Annotated in this window: 15 protein-coding genes; 4 read left to right on the forward strand and 11 right to left on the reverse strand. The window is 42.3% G+C overall.

The window, feature by feature from the left end:
- Positions 1-15: 15 nt before the first annotated feature.
- Positions 16-2,691 carry a T9SS C-terminal target domain-containing protein gene (locus G509_RS0108060; protein WP_026991050.1) on the reverse strand — a complete coding sequence of 892 codons (2,676 nt, stop codon included), beginning with the start codon at positions 2,689-2,691 and terminating at the stop codon, positions 16-18.
- Positions 2,692-2,698: 7 nt separating this feature from the next.
- Positions 2,699-4,654, reverse strand: a complete 1,956-nt coding sequence (locus tag G509_RS0108065; RefSeq protein ID WP_081663269.1) for a GEVED domain-containing protein — start codon at positions 4,652-4,654, stop codon at positions 2,699-2,701.
- 200 nt (positions 4,655-4,854) lie between these two features.
- Here G509_RS0108065 and G509_RS0108070 point away from each other — a divergent pair, with 200 nt between their 5' ends.
- On the forward strand, positions 4,855-5,835 hold the full coding sequence (locus G509_RS0108070; RefSeq protein WP_026991052.1) for a helix-turn-helix domain-containing protein: 981 nt from the start codon (positions 4,855-4,857) through the stop codon (positions 5,833-5,835).
- Between the two features lie 46 nt (positions 5,836-5,881).
- Here G509_RS0108070 and G509_RS0108075 read toward each other — a convergent pair whose 3' ends face one another.
- The 8 genes from G509_RS0108075 to G509_RS0108110 all read right to left on the reverse strand — a co-directional run bounded on the left by G509_RS0108075 (position 5,882) and on the right by G509_RS0108110 (position 17,546).
- On the reverse strand, positions 5,882-7,060 hold the full coding sequence (locus tag G509_RS0108075) for a PepSY-associated TM helix domain-containing protein (protein ID WP_026991053.1): 1,179 nt from the start codon (positions 7,058-7,060) through the stop codon (positions 5,882-5,884).
- A 9-nt stretch (positions 7,061-7,069) separates the two neighbouring features.
- Positions 7,070-7,807 carry a DUF4198 domain-containing protein gene (locus G509_RS0108080; RefSeq protein ID WP_026991054.1) on the reverse strand — a complete coding sequence of 246 codons (738 nt, stop codon included), beginning with the start codon at positions 7,805-7,807 and terminating at the stop codon, positions 7,070-7,072.
- Positions 7,808-7,867: 60 nt separating this feature from the next.
- On the reverse strand, positions 7,868-10,306 hold the full coding sequence (locus G509_RS0108085) for a TonB-dependent receptor (RefSeq protein ID WP_026991055.1): 2,439 nt from the start codon (positions 10,304-10,306) through the stop codon (positions 7,868-7,870).
- Positions 10,307-10,534: 228 nt separating this feature from the next.
- Complete coding sequence (locus G509_RS0108090) at positions 10,535-13,714, reverse strand: efflux RND transporter permease subunit (protein WP_026991056.1); 3,180 nt, start codon at positions 13,712-13,714, stop codon at positions 10,535-10,537.
- Positions 13,715-13,774: 60 nt separating this feature from the next.
- A complete protein-coding gene (locus G509_RS0108095) occupies positions 13,775-14,836 on the reverse strand; it encodes an efflux RND transporter periplasmic adaptor subunit (protein ID WP_026991057.1) in 1,062 nt (353 codons plus the stop codon).
- Between the two features lie 10 nt (positions 14,837-14,846).
- Positions 14,847-16,223 carry a TolC family protein gene (locus tag G509_RS0108100; protein ID WP_026991058.1) on the reverse strand — a complete coding sequence of 459 codons (1,377 nt, stop codon included), beginning with the start codon at positions 16,221-16,223 and terminating at the stop codon, positions 14,847-14,849.
- Positions 16,224-16,259: 36 nt separating this feature from the next.
- A complete protein-coding gene (locus tag G509_RS0108105) occupies positions 16,260-16,856 on the reverse strand; it encodes a TetR/AcrR family transcriptional regulator (RefSeq protein WP_026991059.1) in 597 nt (198 codons plus the stop codon).
- A gap of 90 nt (positions 16,857-16,946) precedes the next feature.
- Entirely contained in the window at positions 16,947-17,546 is a 600-nt protein-coding gene (locus tag G509_RS0108110) for a TetR/AcrR family transcriptional regulator (RefSeq protein WP_026991060.1), read from the reverse strand.
- A 257-nt stretch (positions 17,547-17,803) separates the two neighbouring features.
- Between G509_RS0108110 and G509_RS0108115 the strand changes: the two genes are divergently transcribed.
- The 3 genes from G509_RS0108115 (at position 17,804) to G509_RS0108125 (ending at position 20,279) form a co-directional block, all read left to right on the forward strand.
- The gene (locus G509_RS0108115; RefSeq protein WP_026991061.1) at positions 17,804-18,778 is read left to right on the forward strand and encodes a polyprenyl synthetase family protein; all 975 of its coding nucleotides are present in this window, start codon (positions 17,804-17,806) and stop codon (positions 18,776-18,778) included.
- On the forward strand, positions 18,775-19,128 hold the full coding sequence (locus tag G509_RS0108120; protein WP_035738740.1) for a hypothetical protein: 354 nt from the start codon (positions 18,775-18,777) through the stop codon (positions 19,126-19,128). The genes G509_RS0108115 and G509_RS0108120 overlap by 4 nt, the downstream gene beginning before the upstream one ends.
- Before the next feature lie 431 nt (positions 19,129-19,559).
- Positions 19,560-20,279, forward strand: a complete 720-nt coding sequence (locus G509_RS0108125) for a hypothetical protein (RefSeq protein ID WP_026991063.1) — start codon at positions 19,560-19,562, stop codon at positions 20,277-20,279.
- Between the two features lie 169 nt (positions 20,280-20,448).
- Here G509_RS0108125 and G509_RS0108130 read toward each other — a convergent pair whose 3' ends face one another.
- Positions 20,449-20,997 (reverse strand): hypothetical protein, encoded by a 549-nt coding sequence (locus G509_RS0108130; protein ID WP_026991064.1) that lies wholly within the window; start codon positions 20,995-20,997, stop codon positions 20,449-20,451.
- Between the last annotated feature and the right edge of the window lie 37 nt (positions 20,998-21,034).

Here is a 21,034-nt window from a genome sequence, read left to right on the forward strand (position 1 = left end):
CTGCCTTTGTGTTTTTTAGTCCATACGGTTAATGTAAACCCAGCCCGTTTGGGTGGTTTTATCTTCAAAATAAACAATGTAGTAATAGGTGCCCGTTGGCAAATTGTTATTGTTATTGTCTTGGCCCTGCCACTGGTTGGTGTAGTTTGTAAAATTGTAAACCTGTTTGCCGTAGCGGTTAAAAATTTCAAGTTTGCTAACGGTTCCCATTGCGGTTAGGTCAAACGTGTCGTTCATACCGTCGCCATTTGGCGATATGCCTTTTGGTATAAATGGTGGCGGGCAATCCACACAAGGTTCGGGCGGGCAGGTATCACACGGGTCCGGCGGGCAATTATCGCAAGGCACTGGCTCGGTAGGGCAGGTAAGGCATGGCGTATCGGTATCGGTAGCCTCGTTATTAGCAAGGTCCGGATCGGGGATATCGCTCTGTACAGTTGCCGTGTTAACAAGGTTGCCCTCAAAATTGTCGGGTATTGTTACCGTTACCGTATAGGTTATACTTTCGCCTTCGCCAAGGCTTGCAGCGGTTTGTTGTAAAGTTCCGCTGCCGCTTGATGCATCGCTGCCCGTCCATTGCATAGTGGTTATGCCTGCGGGCATAGCATCATACGTTACTACATTATAAGCTGTAGAAGGCCCGTTATTGGTAACCGTAATGGTATATGTAACAACAGTGCCGGCCTGGTACTCCTCCTGGTTGTTGGTTTTAGTTATTTCAAGATCAGATTCTATAACCACATTGGTTATGGTAGCATCTTCAACGGCTGTGGTTTCAGGATTGTCAGAACTTGTCTTAACAAATATCTCGTTATACGTTTCGCCAATAACGGTTGCCTGGTTAATTACAACCCCGGCAGCAGCATCCGCATCGGTAATAGTATGCTGGGCTGTAATGGTAACGCTCTCGCCGGGAGTTAGCTGTGCTACCTGGCTGGGAATGATACTGCCTGCATTGGCGTTATCGTCATCTACAGTTATATCGTGCACCGTAACGTTACCCGTATTGGTAAGCACAAGAGTGTAGGTTATAACATCGCCCACATTATGATAAACACTACTTTGTGCGGCTTTGCTTAAATACAACTGCCCGTTAGGCGTTACCGATGCCGTGTTGTTAGCAAGATTGGTATCGTTATTAAGCCCCGTTACGGTAGCAGTATTGGTGTGGTTGCCTGTAATGTTTACCTGCGCCGATATGTATAATTCTACCTCGTTATCCACAGCCAGATCGCCAATATCCCAAATACCTGTAATGTTATTATAAGTTAAGGCAGTGGTGGTGTGCGATGTGTAAGTGTACCCGGATGGTAAAACATCGGTAACTACTACGGCATTATTATTTTGCGGCCCGTTATTCTTTGCGGTAAGCTTAAAAGTAACCTGCCCGTTTACAACATCGGTAATTTCTTTAGTAATCTGTAAATCGCTGCATACGGTTGCGGCTACAGGTTCCGACTGATTGGTTATTCCGCACGGCATCGTACCCGTTACGGTGTAATTGCCCGTTGCAACAGGGCTGTATTGTGCGGCTGTAGCACCTGCAATAGCTATTCCGTTAAGGTACCACTGGTAAGGCTCCATGCCCGGTGTAGCGGTAATAAAACTGTTGCAATTATCGGTTTGTGTTAACACCGGTGTATCCATAGGCACGCTGTACGGAATAAGCACCATACAGTAACTATTATCGGTAATTTTTATGCTGTAGTCCTCAATGTTTGTGCCCGGGGTTACAGTGTACTGTGGCCCTGTTGCGCCTTGTATGGCAATACCCTGATAATACCATTGGTATATGGCAGCAGTGCTTAGCGGCTGCGTTGGCGTTGCGGTAAGTACAGCCCCATTAATGCAAACATCGCCATAATCTACCTCAAATACCGGGGTTTCATTCAACACAAGGTTGTCGAATAGAAAATATGGAGAGCACTGGTCTGGCGGGTACAGTGAAGAGAACATAGGGTAGTTGGGGGGCAGGATACCCTCGGGCGGACCTATGCTTATGGCCTTAATGTTTGTGGGAGGCGTAAAGTTAAGGGTTAGCTCAGCCCACTGCATGGCAGGGGTGTAAGTAGCGCTGCCTAACACAATCCACGATGGGTCGGCTGTGGGCTCGTTCATGCTCCAAACCTGTATATTGTTACAGTTAGCCGAACCATATATGGTTACTTCTACGGGCTCATAATCGGGTATTGAGCTGCATACAACACCGGCAGGATGGTATACCGTGTTTGTTAATGCAAAACAGGCAATATGCATTTTAAGGGTATAATTTGTACTGGTCTGCAATTCTGATGGCAGGCACATGGCCAGATACTCTTTATAGCTGTTTATAAAAGCGGCGCCTACAACACCGTTACCATGCGGAAAAGGGTACAGCCCTGTAGTGGCAAAATCCTGCAGCAAAAAGCCGCAGGAATTATAATAATCGGTGGTGGTAAACATGCTACCCTGCACCCACGATGAGCTGTAGTTGAGCTGTCCGTAGGTACTGGGGCATTGCGAATACTCTTCGAAAGAAGAATTAAGCAAAAGCGATGGTAACTGGCAGGTGCACTCCGGGTCGTTAAGATCTGCAAGACCGTCGCCGTCATCGTCTATGCCGTTATCGCAAATTTCAACACCCTGTGCAGATACCGTACAGGTAAATAAAAACAACTGTATAAAGAACAGTAATACAATACTTTTTTTCATTAGATGGTTATTGCTTTACTACCTTAAATGTTTTGGATGTACCATTTATAAGATTGGCCTTAACCATATAAATACCATTGCCAAGAGCCGAAAGGTTAGCCGTATTACCGTTTGTAGATTGTACTAACTGGCCTAACGAATTGTAAACTTCTAATGCTATAACAGCATTTGCGGGAGCTACCGTAATACCATCGGTTGCAGGGTTTGGATAAAGTACCATACCATTTTTGTAGAAGTCTTTAACATCGGCAGTACTTTCTTCGGTAATATTAATGGTGTAATCTTCGGCCTGTCCGTAGCCTACGGTGTTGCACGATGGCGCCGGGCTGTTAAACTTTTTAATAATCCTTAAACGCGTAGTGCCAAGCAGGGCATCTGCTGGGGCAGTTATAGACCCTGTTGCTGCAATAGCATCAAGGCCGGTAGAATTGGTTATCGTTCCAATTTCGAAGCTTTCGCCTTCGTCGTCAAAACTATTGTTGCGGTTCCAGTCGGCATAAGCAGTAATGTGGTGGGTAAAGTTACCGTTGGTGTTACCTTTAACTGTAATAGGCAGGGTTTCGCTTAAAGCGATATTGGCTATAAGTGTTGTAAAATTTTCTAACGCGGGTGTAGTAGTGCCTACCGTTGCTAACGACTGGTTGTTTAAACCACCAAAGATAACCTGCGTAATAGGCTCTACATTGCCCGGAAAGCTAACCTCGCAAGGGTGCTGGTTGCTTATTGTTACTGTTATTTCATCGTAAATAGTACCATTTTCAGCAGATGTTGCCCTGATAACCACCGTGCCATTTGCAAAAGCAGCTACTTGTCCGTTTTGGTCTATTGTGGCAAATTCAGACCCTGAAACTATCTCCCAGATAACCAACTGGCTGATGTTTTCCGGTAAAACCGCTGCCGTTAAATCAAGGCTGCCCTGGTTTTCTGTTATTATAGGTTCGACATTGGCTACAGTAGCTACTGTAACCGATTCAACTACATTAGAAACCTCGTAATGTATCTTGATGTTCGGGCGGTCTTTAAACTGCCCACTACCACTATTGTGACTTAAAATTATGGTTTCGGTAGCTTCCATGTCTATGGTTGGCAAGGGCCATGCACCGGTCATGTAATCTTTATAGCCCGGTGTAAACTGCCATGCTACAAAGCTGCTGAATTGTGCCGCCGGATAGTTAGAATGGTAAAACACACTAGCAATTTCCAGTCCGTTACCGGTGTATTCTACCGGCTCGTTAAAATCAAAATCGATCCAGCCCTGCGCAGCCGATAGGGTAAGCTCGCTATTATCGTACACTTCGGTATGCGATGCCTCTACATCGGCAAGTGTGGTTTCCATACTTAGTGGGGCAACGTTGGTAGAGTTCATGGCAAGCAGCCTTAAGCGTACCGGTGCAAAACCTTCGCTGGTGGCGTTGCTTACTTTATTAAAAGCAACACCGGTTATCGTGGCGCCTACCGGAATGGCGGTTTCCTGCAATTCGGCCGCAGAATACAGCATGTTAGCTACAGATCCTTTTCTGGTAGTAACCATACTGTACATTATTGGCCCGTATAAAGAGAGGTCCTGGCCGGTACCCACACCAATCTGAATGGTGTAAGGCGAGGCAGCCGGTAAGGTTGTGAAATTTTGAGATGCCCACTCGCTTGTATTGTCTGTACCGCAGAGTGATTGTACCGTAAGTGTATAATCGGTATCGGCAGTAAGGTTTAGTACAAGCAGGTTGTTGGTTTGTACGGTGCCTTGCTGAAGGGGGGTATTGGTTCCTGTAATTTTAATTTGCCAGGCATAACCGTTTGCAGGGGCGGTAGTTGGGGCTGTCCAGGTAAAAGAACCGTAGGCCATGCCGTTAGATAAAACCGAAAGGCTTTGTGGTGCGGCACAATCCTGCGCGTGTGCAGGGGTAAGTGCAAGCATAAATAGCACTGCTACTACTTTAGCAGTACTCAATAGAGAATGTTTCATAGATGTATTTAAAATTGAATTGTGTTTGTAACCACAGCTAATTAATTTGTTATTGTAGTAGATATAACATTTTAATAGCCTCTATGTGTATTTAGTCTAAATAATAATAGTTAGATTTGTGCAAAATTCATAAACTAATTAAGATCTGTTGTTTGATAAACGGATTTTGATGTTTGTAAAACGGATATTTTAAAACTGGTATGGATACAGCTGCTTTTTTAGACGAAGTAATTTGCAGGATTAACCTTCCGGCCGACCTTGGTACTGTGAAGGAAATCACTGAAAAGGAGATATCATTTGCGTACGAATTTGGGCGTACATCATTCAAAAAAATAAACTTTAGCGGGGTAAGGCTGCTTTATGGCAAGCTGCGTTTTAAAAAACCCTTTCCGGTTAAGATAGAAAACTCTGAGCCGTTTGTAGAGATGTATTTTTCTCTGGCAGGCTGCCGGCGTATGGTATTTACACAAAGCAGTGCCCGCAGCAATGTAGCCCAGGGCCACCACAATTTATTTTATATACCCGATACCGAATTTTATATAGAACCTGCCATAAACGATGAAGAGAACATTACGCTGCAAATACAATTTACCGAAGCTTATTTTAACCGCTTTACCCAGATAAACCATCCGCTGTTGCTTTCGTTTATAGAGAGTATCGGTAAAAAAGAGCTTTCTATTTTAAGCGATTTCGATTTGCAGATAACCCCACAGATGTATACGGTGTTAGATGATATTGTGCACTGCGAAAAAGAGGGAATTATTAAACAACTGTCTATAGAAACCAGCGTACTTAAGTTACTGCAATTGCAATTTGAGCAGTATGAGGCGGCATTTGTAAAAGAGCATTACACTTGGGTTAAAGATTATGATGTTGATAAACTGCACCATGCCAGGCAGCTACTGGAGCAAAACATTACCAATCCGTACTCTTTGGCAGAGCTTGCCAGGCGCACCGGCCTTAACGATTTTAAACTTAAAAAGGGGTTTAAAGAGGTATTTGGCAACACCGTTTTTGGCTACCTGCACGACCACCGTATGGATATTGCCCAAAAAATGCTGCTGGAAAACAACAAAAGCACTGCCGAGATATCCGAATACTGTGGCTATGCCTACGTACAGTCGTTTATAACGGCCTTTAAAAAGAAATTTGGGGTTACCCCCGAAAAGTTCAGGAAATAGAAAGAGCGGCTTATGGGCCGCTCTTTTAGTATAAACACTATTTGAATTATGCTTTTGCAGCAGCACCTTTTTTAAAGGTACGGCCATACCATATTAAAAAGCCCGATATTGGCAACAGCATGCAGATAAAACTGGCTATAAAAGCAATTATTTTACCGGGTATACCTAAGATGGCCCCCACATGGATATCGTAATTTGCAGTGATAAGTTTTTCGCCAAAGTTTTTTTCTTCCTGCCTGCGCTCGTGTAAAAGCTTGCCGGTATACTGGTCGAACTGAAGGCTGTGGTTTACATAATAAACACCATCATACTGTTGTATATAAGCGCTTATAACAGCAGTGCTATCGGCAGGCGGACTCATAGAGAATGCGCTGGCATCGGCATATTTTTGCTTTATCACAACATAGGCCTTTTCCATTGCGGCGTCTTTATTGGCTTCTGCTATCATAACCGATTTTTTCTGAACATTTTCCGGCGGCGTTACGCTACCCGATCCCACTACATAAACCACCGCCTGAAACCAGCTAAAGGCCCATACCATACCTGTTAAGGCTATAATAAGTGCTATAGAGGCTATATAAAAGCCAAGGATGTTGTGCAGGTCGTAGTTTTTGCGGCGCCATTTGGTGGTTTCTTTCCATTGGAACCAAACCCTTTGCTTACGTGCAGCCTTGTTTTTAGGCCACCATAGTATAATGCCTGTTATAAGCATTATTACAAATATAAAGGTAGCCCAGCCTGTAATTTGCTGCCCTATGGGGTGAGACAGCAGCAGGCTCCAGTGCAGCATTTTTACGATGTTAAAAAAGTCCATCTCTTCATCATAAATGCCCAATACCTTACCGGTGTAGGGGTCAGCATAAATAGAATAATACTGGTCGATATTGCCAAAATACCATATAGAGCCTTCGCTGCCTTTATAGCAGGTAAAAACCACTGATTTTTTGGGGTTATTATAAACCTGTACACTGTTTATCTGAATCTTTTTACCAACGGCTTTCTGGGTTTGCTGCCACAGCTGCGTTACCGGAATGCGGATTTGCGTTACCTGTGGTACGTATATTTCATCTTTACGGGCCCAGTTACTAATTTCCTGGCTAAATACATAAATGCAACCGGTTATGGCTAAAAATAAAACAATAAGCCCGGATGCTAATCCGAGCCAAAGGTGGGCTTTACCGGCCCAGTATTTAAAATCCTTTTTTTTCTTTTTCTTAGTAGTCATAGGCTGCTGCTAATTTTTAGCCAAAGGTATTGTATAGGTAGCACAATGCCATACAAACTGGTAGTCTTTACCGTTGTATTTGCCCGGCACTTCTTCTTTTTTAGTAACTTCTATTACATATTTGGTGTTCCAAGGCAGAGTAAATTTTACAAGGCCATTAGCATCCGTATACAGTTTTTTAGACCACTGATCGTTTATAAAAACGGTAACCTCTGTTTCTTTAGCAGGTTCGCCTTTGTACAAAACCTTTAGGGTGGTTTCGCCTTTTTCTTTAGCTTCTTTAACTGATGTATCTACAACCGTAAGGCCATCGGCATTTATTGCCGCAGTTGGGGCAGGGGTACCACCAATCTGGGTTTTTGTAATGGCGTGGTAATGCGTTTTAAAAATACCAAAATCGTATTGCGTATAATCTATAACATCAATTTTATTATTGTTAAGCACAATAGTATAGGTGCCGTTAGTTTTAGGGGTAAAGTAACCGCTGTAAAACAATTCGCCCGGCTTAAGCTCTAACAGGGTTTTTTCTCCGTTAGGGGCTACAGCCCAAACTTCAAAGTTTTTCATTTTTTCGAAGGCTTCGCCACCCACTTTTTCCTGAAGCCCGTAGGTGTATTCGCCAAAGAAAACCTTAACCTCCTGTTTTTGGTTTACTTTGCCTGTTGCACTGGTTTCTACCCACATAAAGTGCGCAAATGCATTGCCCGAAGCTACTAACGCCAACAATAATAAAAGACATTTTTTCATAGTACTATAGTTAAGAAAGAATACCTTTCCCGGTATTGAGAAAGGTATGTTTTGTTGTTATTAAAATTTATATGTTACACTAAACCTTACATTTCTTGGAGCTTCTGCCTGCCAGTAATAAGCACTTAGGTAGGCATAATAAGAGCCGCTGTAAAGGTACTTATTTAGAATGTTAAACATGTTTGCTGTAAGCTTAACTTTTCCTTTTTCGTAAGAAAGTCCGCCATCCAGTTTAAAATAATCCGGTAGTTTTTGTAAACCTACGCTCCAGGTATCTGTTGCACGGTCTCCTAAAAATGTAAAACCACCCGATGCTCCAAGGCCTTTTAAAACACCACTTTGTATGGTATAGTTTATCCATGCGTTGGCAACATGCTTAGAGTAGCCCGGTACCACATCGCCCTTTTTAATACCGGTTACACCATTGGCAACCTCGTTAACAATAGACTCTGTAAAGGCGTAGTTAGCAATAACATTAAGGCCATCGGTAATTTTACCCCTTACGTCAAATTCTATACCCTGCGCTCTTTTTTCGCCAAAAACAATACTGTAGTTCTCGTTTGGCAGGTTAAGAGGGTCGCCCGTTAACTCGTTTTTCTTTAAAATCCTGTAGGCAGAAAGCGATGTGCTCCAGTCGCCGTTAAACCAGTCTTTTTTAATACCAAACTCGGTATTATTACCTGTAAGTGGCTTAACGTTATCGCCGTTTCTTATAATACCGCTTTGCGGTGTAAAAGCCTGGTCGTACAATCCGTAAACCGATGTGCTCTCGTTAACAGAGTAGCTAATACCTACACGAGGTGTAATGTGCTTGTCTGAAATTGGTGCACCACCCCAGCTCGACTGGCTAACATACGTATACCTGCCAGCAAGGGTAAGCCTAAGCTTGTTCTCGAAGAAACCAATTTCATCCTGAATGTAACCCGCTGAGTACTTACTATCCATTAAGCCACCTGCTATAAGTGCCCTTTCTTCTAACGAAGTTGTACGGTCAAATACCGGCATTCCGTTTGCCGGATAACCGTAGTTAGGGGCAAGTACGTTAAACGGATTCTCGAAAGTGTCAAGGTTGTGCGACTGGCCCCAATCGGCCATGTAGTTTTTATTACCCATATCTAAACCGGCCAATATTTTGTGGCTAACAGCGCCTGTCTGAAATTTACCGTTTACAAATACCTGGCCTAATTTCATGGTGCTTTTAGCATCCCAGATACCTACGTTTCTTATAACTTCACCGGGAGCAAGAAGGTCTTCGGTTACACCATCTCCATCGGTATCGGCAGCATATGGCCCAACAGAAGTTGGCCATGAGCTATAACCCGTTTGCTGATAGTTAAAGTAAGAAAGCTGGCCTGTAAGTTTCCAGTTATCATCAAGCTTATGCTCTAACATAACATAAACACTGTGGTCGTCTATTTTAGTATCGGGTAAACCCGGCTGTGTCATTGTTGTGTTTCTTGGTGCCGATGCATAGCCGCCGGTTCCAAAAACGTAATAAGACCCAACCTCGGTCATGTTCGCATGCTGGTAGTTGTACTCTGCAGTAACTTTAGTCTGGTCGTCTATCTGGTACGATACTACCGGGGCAATTACGTAACGGTCGTTATGTTCGTATGGCCTGAAAGACCCTTTGTTTTGAGCCGAAAGGTTTAAGCGGTAAAGTAGTTTGCCATCTTCAGACAGTTTACCATCTAAGTCCAGGCTTGTTCTGTAAAGGTCGAAACTGCCAAGGGTAAAGCTAACCTCGCCTTTAGTCTGGCCTGTAGGTTTTTTGGTAACCACATTGTATAAGCCGCTTGGATCGCCGTTGGCAAGCATAAAGCCTGCCGGGCCTTTTACAAATTCTATATGGTCTACAAAGCTCATGTCTTCGGTTAATGGTCCCCAGAAAGAAGACACTACGTTAAACCCGTTCCTAAAAGCCTGTATCTGAGAGCCACGCATGGTAATGTTGGCATACATATCGCCCCAGTGCTCCAGGCGTGTGGCGCCACTTACGTTGCGTATAAGCCCGTCGCTCATGCTTATTATCTGCTGGTCCTGCAGGGTTTGGTTGCTTACAATTTGTATGTTTTGAGGTATCTCTAAAACAGGGGTGTTTAAGCGCAGCGATGTAGAAGGCTTATCTGTTTTATACTTGTTTTTTGCAGCGTCTATAACCACTTCTTTTAACTGCTCCGGACTTTCAGACAGCATAAAATCTTTAGACTGGCTTTCGCCCGATGTTAAGGTAATACTTTCTTCTACCGTTGCTATACCAATGGCAGAAATGCGCACCGTATACGTGCCCGGTTTAATGTTTTTAATCTCATAGCTACCCTGTGCATTGGTTACCGCACTATGAATAGTGCCCTTTAGGGCTATCATAATGTTTTCTGCCGGGGTGTTGTCACTCAGCGTAATTTTACCGCTTAAAACGGCTTTGTCCTGTGCCCACGTCGTCAGCGAGCACAACAGCATAATGCTGAAGACTAATTTTTTAAGAATGTTTGCGTTCATTTGTTTGGTGTTTTATGTGGGCACAAATGTATATCGCAAAAAGCTATTTCACAAGCTTATTTTTATCTATTCTAAATAAACTTAAGCTTTGGGTGTTAGTTTTGTATTTAGTTTAAAATTTTGTCATTATTTTTTTAGAGATTAAAAATTATAATCTTTAATGCTGAATTTTTTGTAAAAAAAAGCCCCAAACTAAGTTTGGGGCCAGGGCAATTTAGTATGTGTAGTTTAGTGTTTTGCTGTAAAGCCGTCATCGCTAAGCTCGCGGTGCTCGTAATCGGCAACCATAAGCTCATCATATTTAGGCGGGTCTTTTTTGCTAAAGCGGTGTATCAAACTATCAAAAATAGAGTATACAACCGGTACAATTATCAGGGTAAGGAATAACGAACTCGTTAAGCCCCCGATAACTACCCATGCAAGGCCGTTATTCATTTGTGCTGCACCACCGGTTGCCAATGCAATTGGTATCATACCAAAAACCATGGCAATAGTGGTCATTAAGATAGGGCGCAAACGTGCGTGGTTGGCTTGTATTAGCGCCTCATGTGTAGTTTCGCCCTCTGCCTTACGGGTGTTGGTAAAGTCTACAAGCAGGATCGCATTTTTACACACCAGTCCAATTAGCATAATAACCCCGAGGATGGTGAATATATTAAGCGAGTTGTTGGTTAATGCCAGTGCCAGCAGTGCCCCGATAAACGACAGCGGTATAGAGAACAATACCACAAACGGATACACAAAGCTGTTGTAAAGGCCCACCATTACAAGGTAAACCAATATAATAGCAGCAAGCAATGCAATACCAAGGGTACCAAAACCTTCGGCCTGGTTTTCTTTATCGCCACCCCAAACATAATTAACTCCGGTTGGGCGCGGCATTTTAGAAAATTCTGCTTCCCACTCATCTGCTACAGTACCACTTGGGCGGCCTGCGGCCTGTGCCTGTATGGTAACCGATGCACTTTTATCTCTACGCTCCAGGAAACTCGGGCCCGAGCTCTCTGTAACATCAGCAAATTGCGATAGTTTTATCTGTTGGCCTGCATCGTTAATAAACACAAGGTCTTTTACATCGTTAATGTTAGAACGGTTGTATTCGTTAAAACGGATGTTGATATCGTACTCGTACTCACCGGCGCGGAATTTACCATCGGTATTACCGTTAAAGGCCGTTTGCATGGTCATACCCACCGTTTGCAGCGATAAGCCAAGAGACGACATTTTATCGCGGTCTACCTGTACATTTACCTCCGGGCTACCCCCTTCAGATGTTAATTTAATAGCAGTTGCACCCGGTATTGCGGCCAGTTTTTTAGCAGCATCTGACGCAAATTTGCTGGCAGCTTCTAAGTTAGGGCCTGTTATGGTTAGGGCTATAGGAGCCTCATCGGCACCACCCATAATACTTACCGGTACGGTTTTAATTTTAGCGCCAACCAGTTTTTTCTCAAGGTCGCGTTTTACTTCGGCAGCAAATACAAACGTATTGTCGTCTCGCTCTGCCCTGTCTACAAGGGTTACTTTAATCTCGCCCTTGTAAGCGGTAGATTGTGTTGCACCCATACCCTCGCTGGTTTGGCCTACAGTTGTAATAACACCTGTAACTTCCGGCCTGCCTTTAAGGTATTGTTCTGCCTTTTGGGCAATAAAGTTAGACTGCTCTACCGATGCATCTTTAGGCAGCTCCATTTGTACCAGGAACTGGCCCCTGTCTAATTTAGGGAAGAACTCACCACCAATAAATCCACCTCCTAAAAGGCCTATTGTTGAGAATAAAAACAACACAACTACTACAACTAAAGTAATAACCTTGTGCGAACGCGATGCTATACACCATGTAAGGATACCCGATACCCAATGTGTAAATTTGTCAAGGCCGCTTTCGAAACCAAGGATTACTTTTTCGAATAGATTTTTACCTGTTAGGTGCTCCAGTTTACCAAAACGTGATGATAACCAAGGTATAAGTGTAAACGATGATAGTAACGATAGCGCTGTTGCAATTACAACGGTAACGCAAAACTGCGATATAATGTTAGATACCAGTCCGCTACTCATGGCTATAGGCAGGAACACCACGATGATAACCACGGTAATGGCCGTTACGGTAAAGCCAATTTCGGCAGTACCATCATAAGCAGCACGTACCTTGTTTTTACCCATCTCCATGTGGCGGTAAATATTTTCAAGTACCACAATGGCATCATCTACAAGGATACCTACCACAAGCGACAATCCAAGTAAACTCATTAAGTTTAGCGTATAGCCCATTAGGTAAATACCAATAAAGGTGGCTATAAGCGATGCCGGTATAGATACCATTACAATAAACGCATTACGGATACTGTGAAGGAAGAACAACATTACAAAGGCCACAAGGAATACGGCTATAAATAAATCGTGAATTACGTTATCTGCCGCAGTTAGTGTAAATTCACTACTGTCATCGGCAATTTGCAGTTTAAGTCCGTTGGCTGCATAATCCTTCTCAATTTTCTTAACCGCAGCCTGTATCTCCTCGCTCACCGCAACGGCGTTGGCATCGGTTTGTTTGATGATCTGAAGGATAATCGCACCCTTACGGTCTACACGCGATATCTTTTCAACCTCTTTTTGCGAATCCTGAACGTCGGCAATTTCGCCTAAACGCACCTGTATGCCGTTGTTAGACGATACTACCAGGTTACGCATCTCTTCTACATTCTTGTATTTACCCGATAAACGTACCAGCATAGAGCTTTCTCTTGTCTGGATGTTACCCGTAGGGAAATCAAGGTTAGAGCTTAAGATAGCCGACTGTACATTAGGGATAGAAAGGCCGTAACCTTTTAGTTTTTCCTGGTCAAGGCTCACCTGTATTTCACGCTCTTCGCCACCCACAAGGTTAACCTGGGCCACACCGTTTACACGGGCAAGAATAGGTTCTATCTTTTTATCAAGAAGGTCGTAAAAAGCAACCTCGTCCATTTTTGATGTAGCACCAATGGTAATAATTGGTAAATCGCTCAACGAGAATTTACTTAACGATGGCGGGTCTACGTCTTCGGGTAAATCTTTCTCAATGGCGTTTATCTTACGCTGCGCATCGTTTAGCGAGTAATCGGCATCGGCTTCAGCCTCTAACGTTACCATTACTACAGATAGGCTTTCGTACGATTTAGACTCTACCTTTTTTACCAGCTCCAGAGACGATACTGCGTCTTCTATTTTCTTGGTTACGGTATTTTCTACCTCTCCCGGCGAAGCACCCGGATACACGGTAGAAATGGTTACCACGTTAATTTCGAACTTAGGGATAAGTTCGTAGCTCAGGCTGCTGTAGCTAAAAAGCCCTCCAAGCGTGAGTATAATGAACAACACTATAACAAGCGTTGGCCGTTTTATGGATATTTCTGCTATTTTCATTATTCGTTTGTTTAAAGTTTAAAGTTTCAGGTTGTTTGAAAACACCCGCCACTTAAACTTTTATTTTATTGGATTTACTTTAGTACCGTCGGTTAGGTTAATCTGTCCGCTGGTTACCACGATCTCGCCATTATTAAGGCCTTCAAGTACTTCTACGTTGTCGCCAAAAATGCGTCCTGATACAATTTTAACCATACGCACTACACTATCTTTAACCACAAACACCTGGTTGCCGGCTACACCGCCCACAAACGCAGTACGGGGTATTGTTTTAACAGGCACTTTTTGCGCTGTATTGCTTCCAAAAGTTGCAGTACCGTACATACCCGCTTTAAGCTCGTTATCAGGGTTGTTGGCAACCTCTATCTCTACCGGAAAGTTTAACGATCCGTCTGCCTTAGGCGCAATAAAAGTAATCTTACCTGTAAATTCTTTATCAGGGTAAACACTTGCTTTTACATTAATGGTGTTGCCCACTTTAAGGCTTGCCACGTGCTGCTCGTCTACATTTACCTTAAGTTTAAGGGTAGATACATTTACAAGCTCAAATAACTCAGTACCAGGAGCAACAACGCTACCCGGCTCTATATTACGTTTGTTTACAATACCGTTAATGCTGGCTTTAATGCTGGCATCGCCATAGTTAATTTTAGCCTGGTCTAAACGGGCTTTGGCATTAACAAGGTCTAATTTAGCTTGGTCTAACTGCTGTTTGGTTACACCGCCTGTTTTATAAGCATTCTCATATCGCTGGCTGTTGGTTAATGCATTTTGGTATGATGCCTGGTTATTGCTTAACTCTATAGAAAGCTGATCGCCTTTTATAACGGCAAGCACCTGTCCAATGCGCACTTTGTCGCCTTCGTCTACCAGTACTTTAACCACACGGCCACTGTTCTCTGCCGGAAAGCTAAGCTCCTGAGATGGTGCAAACGTACCGTTGGCTACATAATCAAGGTTAGGTACTGCATTTTTAACAGTGTCTATACGAACGGCAACGGCATCATTTGTTTTAGAAATGGTTGCAGTTTCGGCCTCGTTCTTTTTCTTGTTGTTGGTTAGTATGTAAGCTATAAGCCCTATTACGGCAATACCTACTACTATATATATTACTTTTTTCATCTGTATGGGGTTAGTTTGTTAGGGTTTTTAATTCGCCTTTTGATTTTATAAGTTGTACTTCTGCCAGTTTGTAATCCAATAGGGCAGTAGTGTAGTTGTTAGTTGCCTCAATGTATGAGTTTTCGGCATCCAGTAAATCGGTTAAAGTAGCAAGGCCATTTTGGTAGTTGTTACGGGTATCGTCCATAACACTTTGTGCCAGCTCTACGTTTTCTTTTTGATTGTCGATGGTTATCAGGCTGTTTCTTATCTGCGTAGTAGCATTTTGGTAGGCCAGCTCTAACGATAGTTTAGTGTCCTTAACATCTTCCTCCGTCTTTTTAAGGTCTATAGTAGCCTGCCTAACGCGGGCACGGGTTCCAAAACCATTAAATATTGGAATTTTAAGGTTGGCACCGATGGTAGAATAGTCTGTCCAGTACACCCCATCCGATGGTTTTTTAAACCACGGCATCTCAGGCCCCTGCCCAAGGTAGTTATAACCAGCGGTTAAAGAAAGGGTAGGGTAGTACTCAGCCACAATAGCTTTCCTGTTGTAGTAGTACAGTTTTTCCTGAGTTTTAAGCAACTGGTATTCAGATAGTTTTGTAACATCGGCACTTTCTTCCAGTGTAAGTGGGGTAACGGTAAATTCGGTTTCCGGAATTACAATTTTAGTATCTATAGGCATACCCATGTAGAACTTAAGTGTGTTTTCCTGTTTCTGAACTTCGTTTATAAGTGTTTGACGCTGTGTACGTAAGTTAGACAGATTAACATTCATACGGTCAAGGTCTATTCTTTTGGCAAGCCCATTGTCAAACTGGCCTTTAATAATATTCCTCGATTTCTCGGTATTTTTGTAGGTACTGTCTATAACCCTTAGTTTTTCGCGCTGCACATACACCTGGTAATAGTTGTTGGCAACACGCTCTATAACCTGCTCATCGGTAAGCTGTGCGTTAACCTGGTAGTATTCGCGCGTGGTTTTAGCGGCCTTAAGACCCGTAAAAACCGACTGGTCGAAAACCGTTTGGGTTAGGTTAACCCCGGCACTCGATGTCCACTTTTGCCCTAACGGAGCAAGAATGGTAGTGCCAGGTGCGCCAAAAAAGTCGCCCGGCAATGCATTTTGCTGTAGTATAGGGTTGTAGGTAAGGTTGCCGTTTGCCGTAATAGTAGGCAGCGCGCGGGCACGAACCTCTTCTATCTGGTACTCGCTGTTCTCTACCTGAAGCCTTGCCTTTTTGGCATCCGACTTATTTTGCAGCGCATAGTTAACGGCGTCTTTTAGCGTAAGCGCCTGCCCCGGAACCTGTTGTGCCTGTAGGGTAGGGGCTGCTAAAAAAGCCATCAGCAAAGCGATGCTTTTTAAGATACTGCCCATTTTTTGATTGATGATCTTCATTTGTTTGTAACGGTTTATTTATTGAGTTGATGAATTTTATTTTATAAAAAGGGTATTCATTATCACGTCTTTACGCTCTTCCAATAGCTTGTCGTAGCTCTCGTTGTTAAAGCCCATGGTTTCCTGCAATAGCGGCCTCATAGACACGGGAAACGACATAAGCGACACAAAGTTGAGTACAAACTGCTCCGGCCTCATTTTATCGATATTGCCTTTTTCCATCTCTACGGCAACCTCCAGGTAAAATTTGTCTAACAGCATGTTCATGTGCTCTTTATCTTTGTAACAGTTGCCCTGGTTCATTTGGGTAACCATATATATTTCCAGGTAAGGGTATTTTTTGGTTTGCTCAAAAAACGTGTCAAGGTGTTGGCTTATCTTTTCTTTAAAGCTTAGATTAGAGAATATTATCTTCTCCATAAGGTCATGCTCCTGTATTTGCGCATCCTGAAAAACAATCTCGAAAAGGTTGTTGCGCGACCTGAAATAATAGTTTATTAGCGTGCGGTTAACTCCGGCGGCATCTGCAATTTCCTGAGTGGTAGCGTTAAACCTGCCCTCGGTAAAAAATACGCGCTTAGCGGTTTCTTTTATTAAGTGCTCTGTATCGGTATCTAAACTTTTAGCTGACATTCTTGTTTAACTTTATGTTTGACATAATTGTCAATGCAAATTTATTTACTTTTTTGAAATGTTTGACAAAAATGTCAAATAAATTTAAAATTATTTTTCCGCAATGGTTTTAGTAAGTTCTTCGAGGCCTTTTTCAGATACAATTGCCCTTAAATGATATTCAAGATACTGGCGTGTAAGTAGTTCCATATTATAAATTGCCCTCGGAAAAATATCTGCATCTTTAATGCCGGTAATGCCGGTAAAGTAAATACGGGCAGTAAACTCAATGTTAAGGTCGGCTCTGTAAAGGCCTTCGTTTACACCTCGTTGCAAATTGTTTAACATACAGCTGTGCAGTTTTTCAAATTGTTTGGTGCGCAGGCAGGCAAATATTTTAGGGAAGAACTTTTGTAACTGATAATCAGGCGATACAGCATCATGGTTTAGGGCCTGCTGTAAAAATTGTCTTACCACAAAAAACTCTTTAATAGGGCTTTGGTCGATCTGGCAAATAGTGTCTATTCCGCCTGCAATGGTGTCAAACAGATAGTTAGAGCTGCCCTCTACCAAATCGTTCTTATTGGCAAAGTGCTGGTAAATGGTTTTTTTAGAAATGCCCAGTTCGGCGGCAATGTCGTCCATCGTAACGCTTTTAAATCCAAGCAATAAAAACATTTCGGTGGCTTTTTTTAATATGGTCTCTTTCATTATCCTGCTCTAATTGAGAGTGCAAAGGTAAATCAGGAAACTTTAAAAACCTAAAAAGTTTCCAAAGTTTTTGTTTGATTGTGAGTTATATAAGGTGCAAATTTAGCAGGTTACAGTTGCTAATAGCCCAAAATACAGCACTTTTATACCAACGCCGTTTATATAATAGTGCTGTGTATAATGTGCTTAGTGTTAAGAATAAGTGCACAGTTTTTGATAAGAAAAAGGAATAACTTAATTTAGCAAAAAAATACTTCATGCAACCCATTGGGCACTACCAACAAGTAATTGCAGACTACTTTGCAAGCGCAACCATAACAAAAGAACCCGCAAACCTTTACAATCCAGTAAATTACATCTTGTCGCTTGGTGGTAAAAGGATGCGCCCCGTGCTTACCCTTATGGCGGCCGAGATATTTAACGCCAATTGCCGCGAAGCCTTACCGGCTGCGGTGGCGGTAGAGATATTCCATAACTTTTCGTTGGTGCATGATGATATTATGGACGATGCTCCCTTAAGGCGTGGTAATCAGACGGTTCATGAAAAGTGGGATCTTAATACGGGTATTCTTTCCGGCGATGCGATGCTTATTTTAGCGTATCAGTACTTTGAACAGTATGAGCCGGTTACGTTTAAGGCGTTGGCTAAGCTATTTAGCAAAACAGCATTGGAAGTATGCGAAGGCCAGCAGTGGGACGTTGATTTTGAGGCCCGTACGGATGTTTCGTTGCCTGAGTACCTTAAGATGATCGAGTATAAAACCGCTGTGTTAGTGGGTGCTGCCATGAAAATGGGCGCTATTGTGGCTAAGGCTACCGAGGAGAATTGCGACTCCATATACAATTTTGGCTTGAATTTAGGTATTGCTTTCCAGCTTCAGGACGATTACCTGGATGCTTTTGGCGACCCGCAAACCTTTGGTAAACAGGTAGGTGGCGATATTATAGAGAACAAAAAAACCTATTTATACCTTAAGGCGTTAGAGCAGGGCAGTGCCGATAGCAAAGCCGGCCTGCTTAAATGGTTTGCTGCTCATCCGGAGGATAGTACCGATAAAATTAGTGCGGTTAAGGGCATTTTTATAGCCACTGGTGCCGATGTTGCCACCCAAAATGCTATTGAAGCCTACACTTTAAAGGCATTTGATACCTTGGAGCGCATGGATATAGGTCTGGAAAAGAAGCAGTTACTTAAAAAGTTTGGCCAAAACCTTATGCAGCGCAAAGTATGATTTTTACTCCACCCCAAAACACTGACCTGCTATTGAGCGAAGCCCAAAAGGAAAAGCTTTACAGTCAGTTAGTTGCGCAGTTAAACAAAGACTTTGCCCTGGCCAACGAGTCGGTTGATTTTGCCGAAGATATTACTCCTATTACCCTGAAGCTCAGTGTTCAGGATAAAATATACAGGCTTATTCAGCACAAGTTTGCCGAATACCTAAACCTGCTCTATATTATAGATGTGCCCGAAAAAGAAATTAAAAGACTGGATGGCAGCGATATAGCCGAGCTGGCCGAACAGGTTGCCTTTTTAGTTTTAAAGCGCGAATGGCAAAAAGTATGGTTCAGGAATAAGTATTAATTTTGGTTTTAGTCGCAGTTTTTGGTTTGCTCAACGCTCAAAAAAGTGCAATTTTAACATTGATATTTCACTTTCGGACTTCGAGATTCGCGTTTTAAGTCATTTTACAAAATTTGGCATAGAAGGCATAAAGTTTCACAAAGTAAAAAATCAAAAAATGATCATATTGCAAAACCAAAATTTTGCGGGAAGTAAAAAATCAAAATTCAGTAAAAATTATTTCGCAAAGTTTCGCGAAGCAAAAAAAGGGTTGTAATGGAACGCGGATAAAACAGATGCTTCGCAATCGCGGATTTTGCAGATTTTCTAATTGATTTCAAAAAAACAAAGGCAAATACAGATATTGTTTTTTTGAAGAAAAAATACGTCTTTCAAGTTTGAAGTTCGATGTTTAAAATATAGATTTGTTTTTTAACTAAAAACAAAAAAAAATGAATAGTAAAGTTGAATTTACTGAAAATTTTACAGCAATAGTAAACAATTGCATTGAAAACGGAAGTCATTTGGGAGGTGGAAATCCAAATTCAAAAATATTGGTAGTTGGAAAAGAAGCTGCTTTAAATGAAGTTGAAGCGTGGTATGAGGGTAACGCCAAAGATTGGTATAACCAGATGGATAACCAAAATCTGAATTTTATTAGAACTGAAAAGTTTCCGGTTGGCCATACTTGGAGTAAATATCAAAAATTACATGATTATATTTTTCCGGAACATGCTCCTGAAGCTTACATAAACTTTGAAGAGAGATTTTTTACTACAGAGATGAACGATAATCCGGCTAAGAAGAATAGTGAAGCAAAAAAAAGAAAAGACTTTAAGTTTAACTTACAAAACAGAAAGGATACATTTTTTAAAGAAAATTTTATTCAGGATTTCCCTGTAACTATATTAGCATGTTCAGATTATATTAAAAATACAGGTAAAATTCGTGAAATCGATACTATGTTTGATGTTACTTATCCGGGGGATGAAAAAGGAAAACATGCTGATTATAGTAGAGGAAATTCGTTTTATCTTCACTATAATGAAGATCAATCAAAACTTGTAATCCACACCAGGCAATTGAGTAATAATGTTGATGATAAAATGCTTCAGGATATGGGTATAATTATCAGAGAACATTTAAATCGCAATAAGCATATAACTAAGTAGGGTACAAAAATTCCCAAAGCTAAAGCCATAACCAAACACCTTCGTGTTGCTTTGTGCTTCCTTTGCGAATCTTTGTGTAATGTTCTAAAAATCCGTGCAAATCCGCGATTGCGCAGCATCCGTGTCATCCGCGTTCCATCTTATCCCAAAGTCGCGTTCCATTTCTTCGTCAAAAATAAACCCGAACAAAAGGCATAAGCGCATCGCTGTAAACCAGGTCTTTTTTGCTGTAAAGCACGTTATAGCGCAGGCCAACGGTAACATTATCCATGTGGTAGCCGGCGCCAAAAAACACGGCGGTGTTCCAAAAATCGCGGTCTTTAAAATTAAGGCTGGTGTAGTAGCTGGCATAAGCTTCGTCTACATTAAGGTTAACGCGCAGCTGCTCCAACTCTACCGATAGCTGCACCTCGCGTATGGGGTTAAAAAGACCTATTACAGAGCCGCCATAAATGTAAGAATCGTAGTAATCTTTTTGGTGCACATACGTGCCCTGCACACCCACGCCAAGGGCGGCATAATCGTTAAACTGGTAAATGGCGCTGGGGGCAATGCTAACATCGGTATATCCGCTGCCAAAACCCAGGCCAAGGGCTCCGCCAAAGCGTACTTTATCCCAAAAATCAGCAGCTTCCTGCGCGTATACCCCCGTGAAATTCAGGGTAAGTGCAAGAATTGAAATAATTTTTGTTAAAGAAATTACGGAGCGGGTATCCATAGCGGTTGCAATGTATATTTACTAAGCATAAATATAT

It is taken from the genome of Flavobacterium subsaxonicum WB 4.1-42 = DSM 21790 (assembly GCF_000422725.1).
Classification (GTDB): domain Bacteria; phylum Bacteroidota; class Bacteroidia; order Flavobacteriales; family Flavobacteriaceae; genus Flavobacterium; species Flavobacterium subsaxonicum.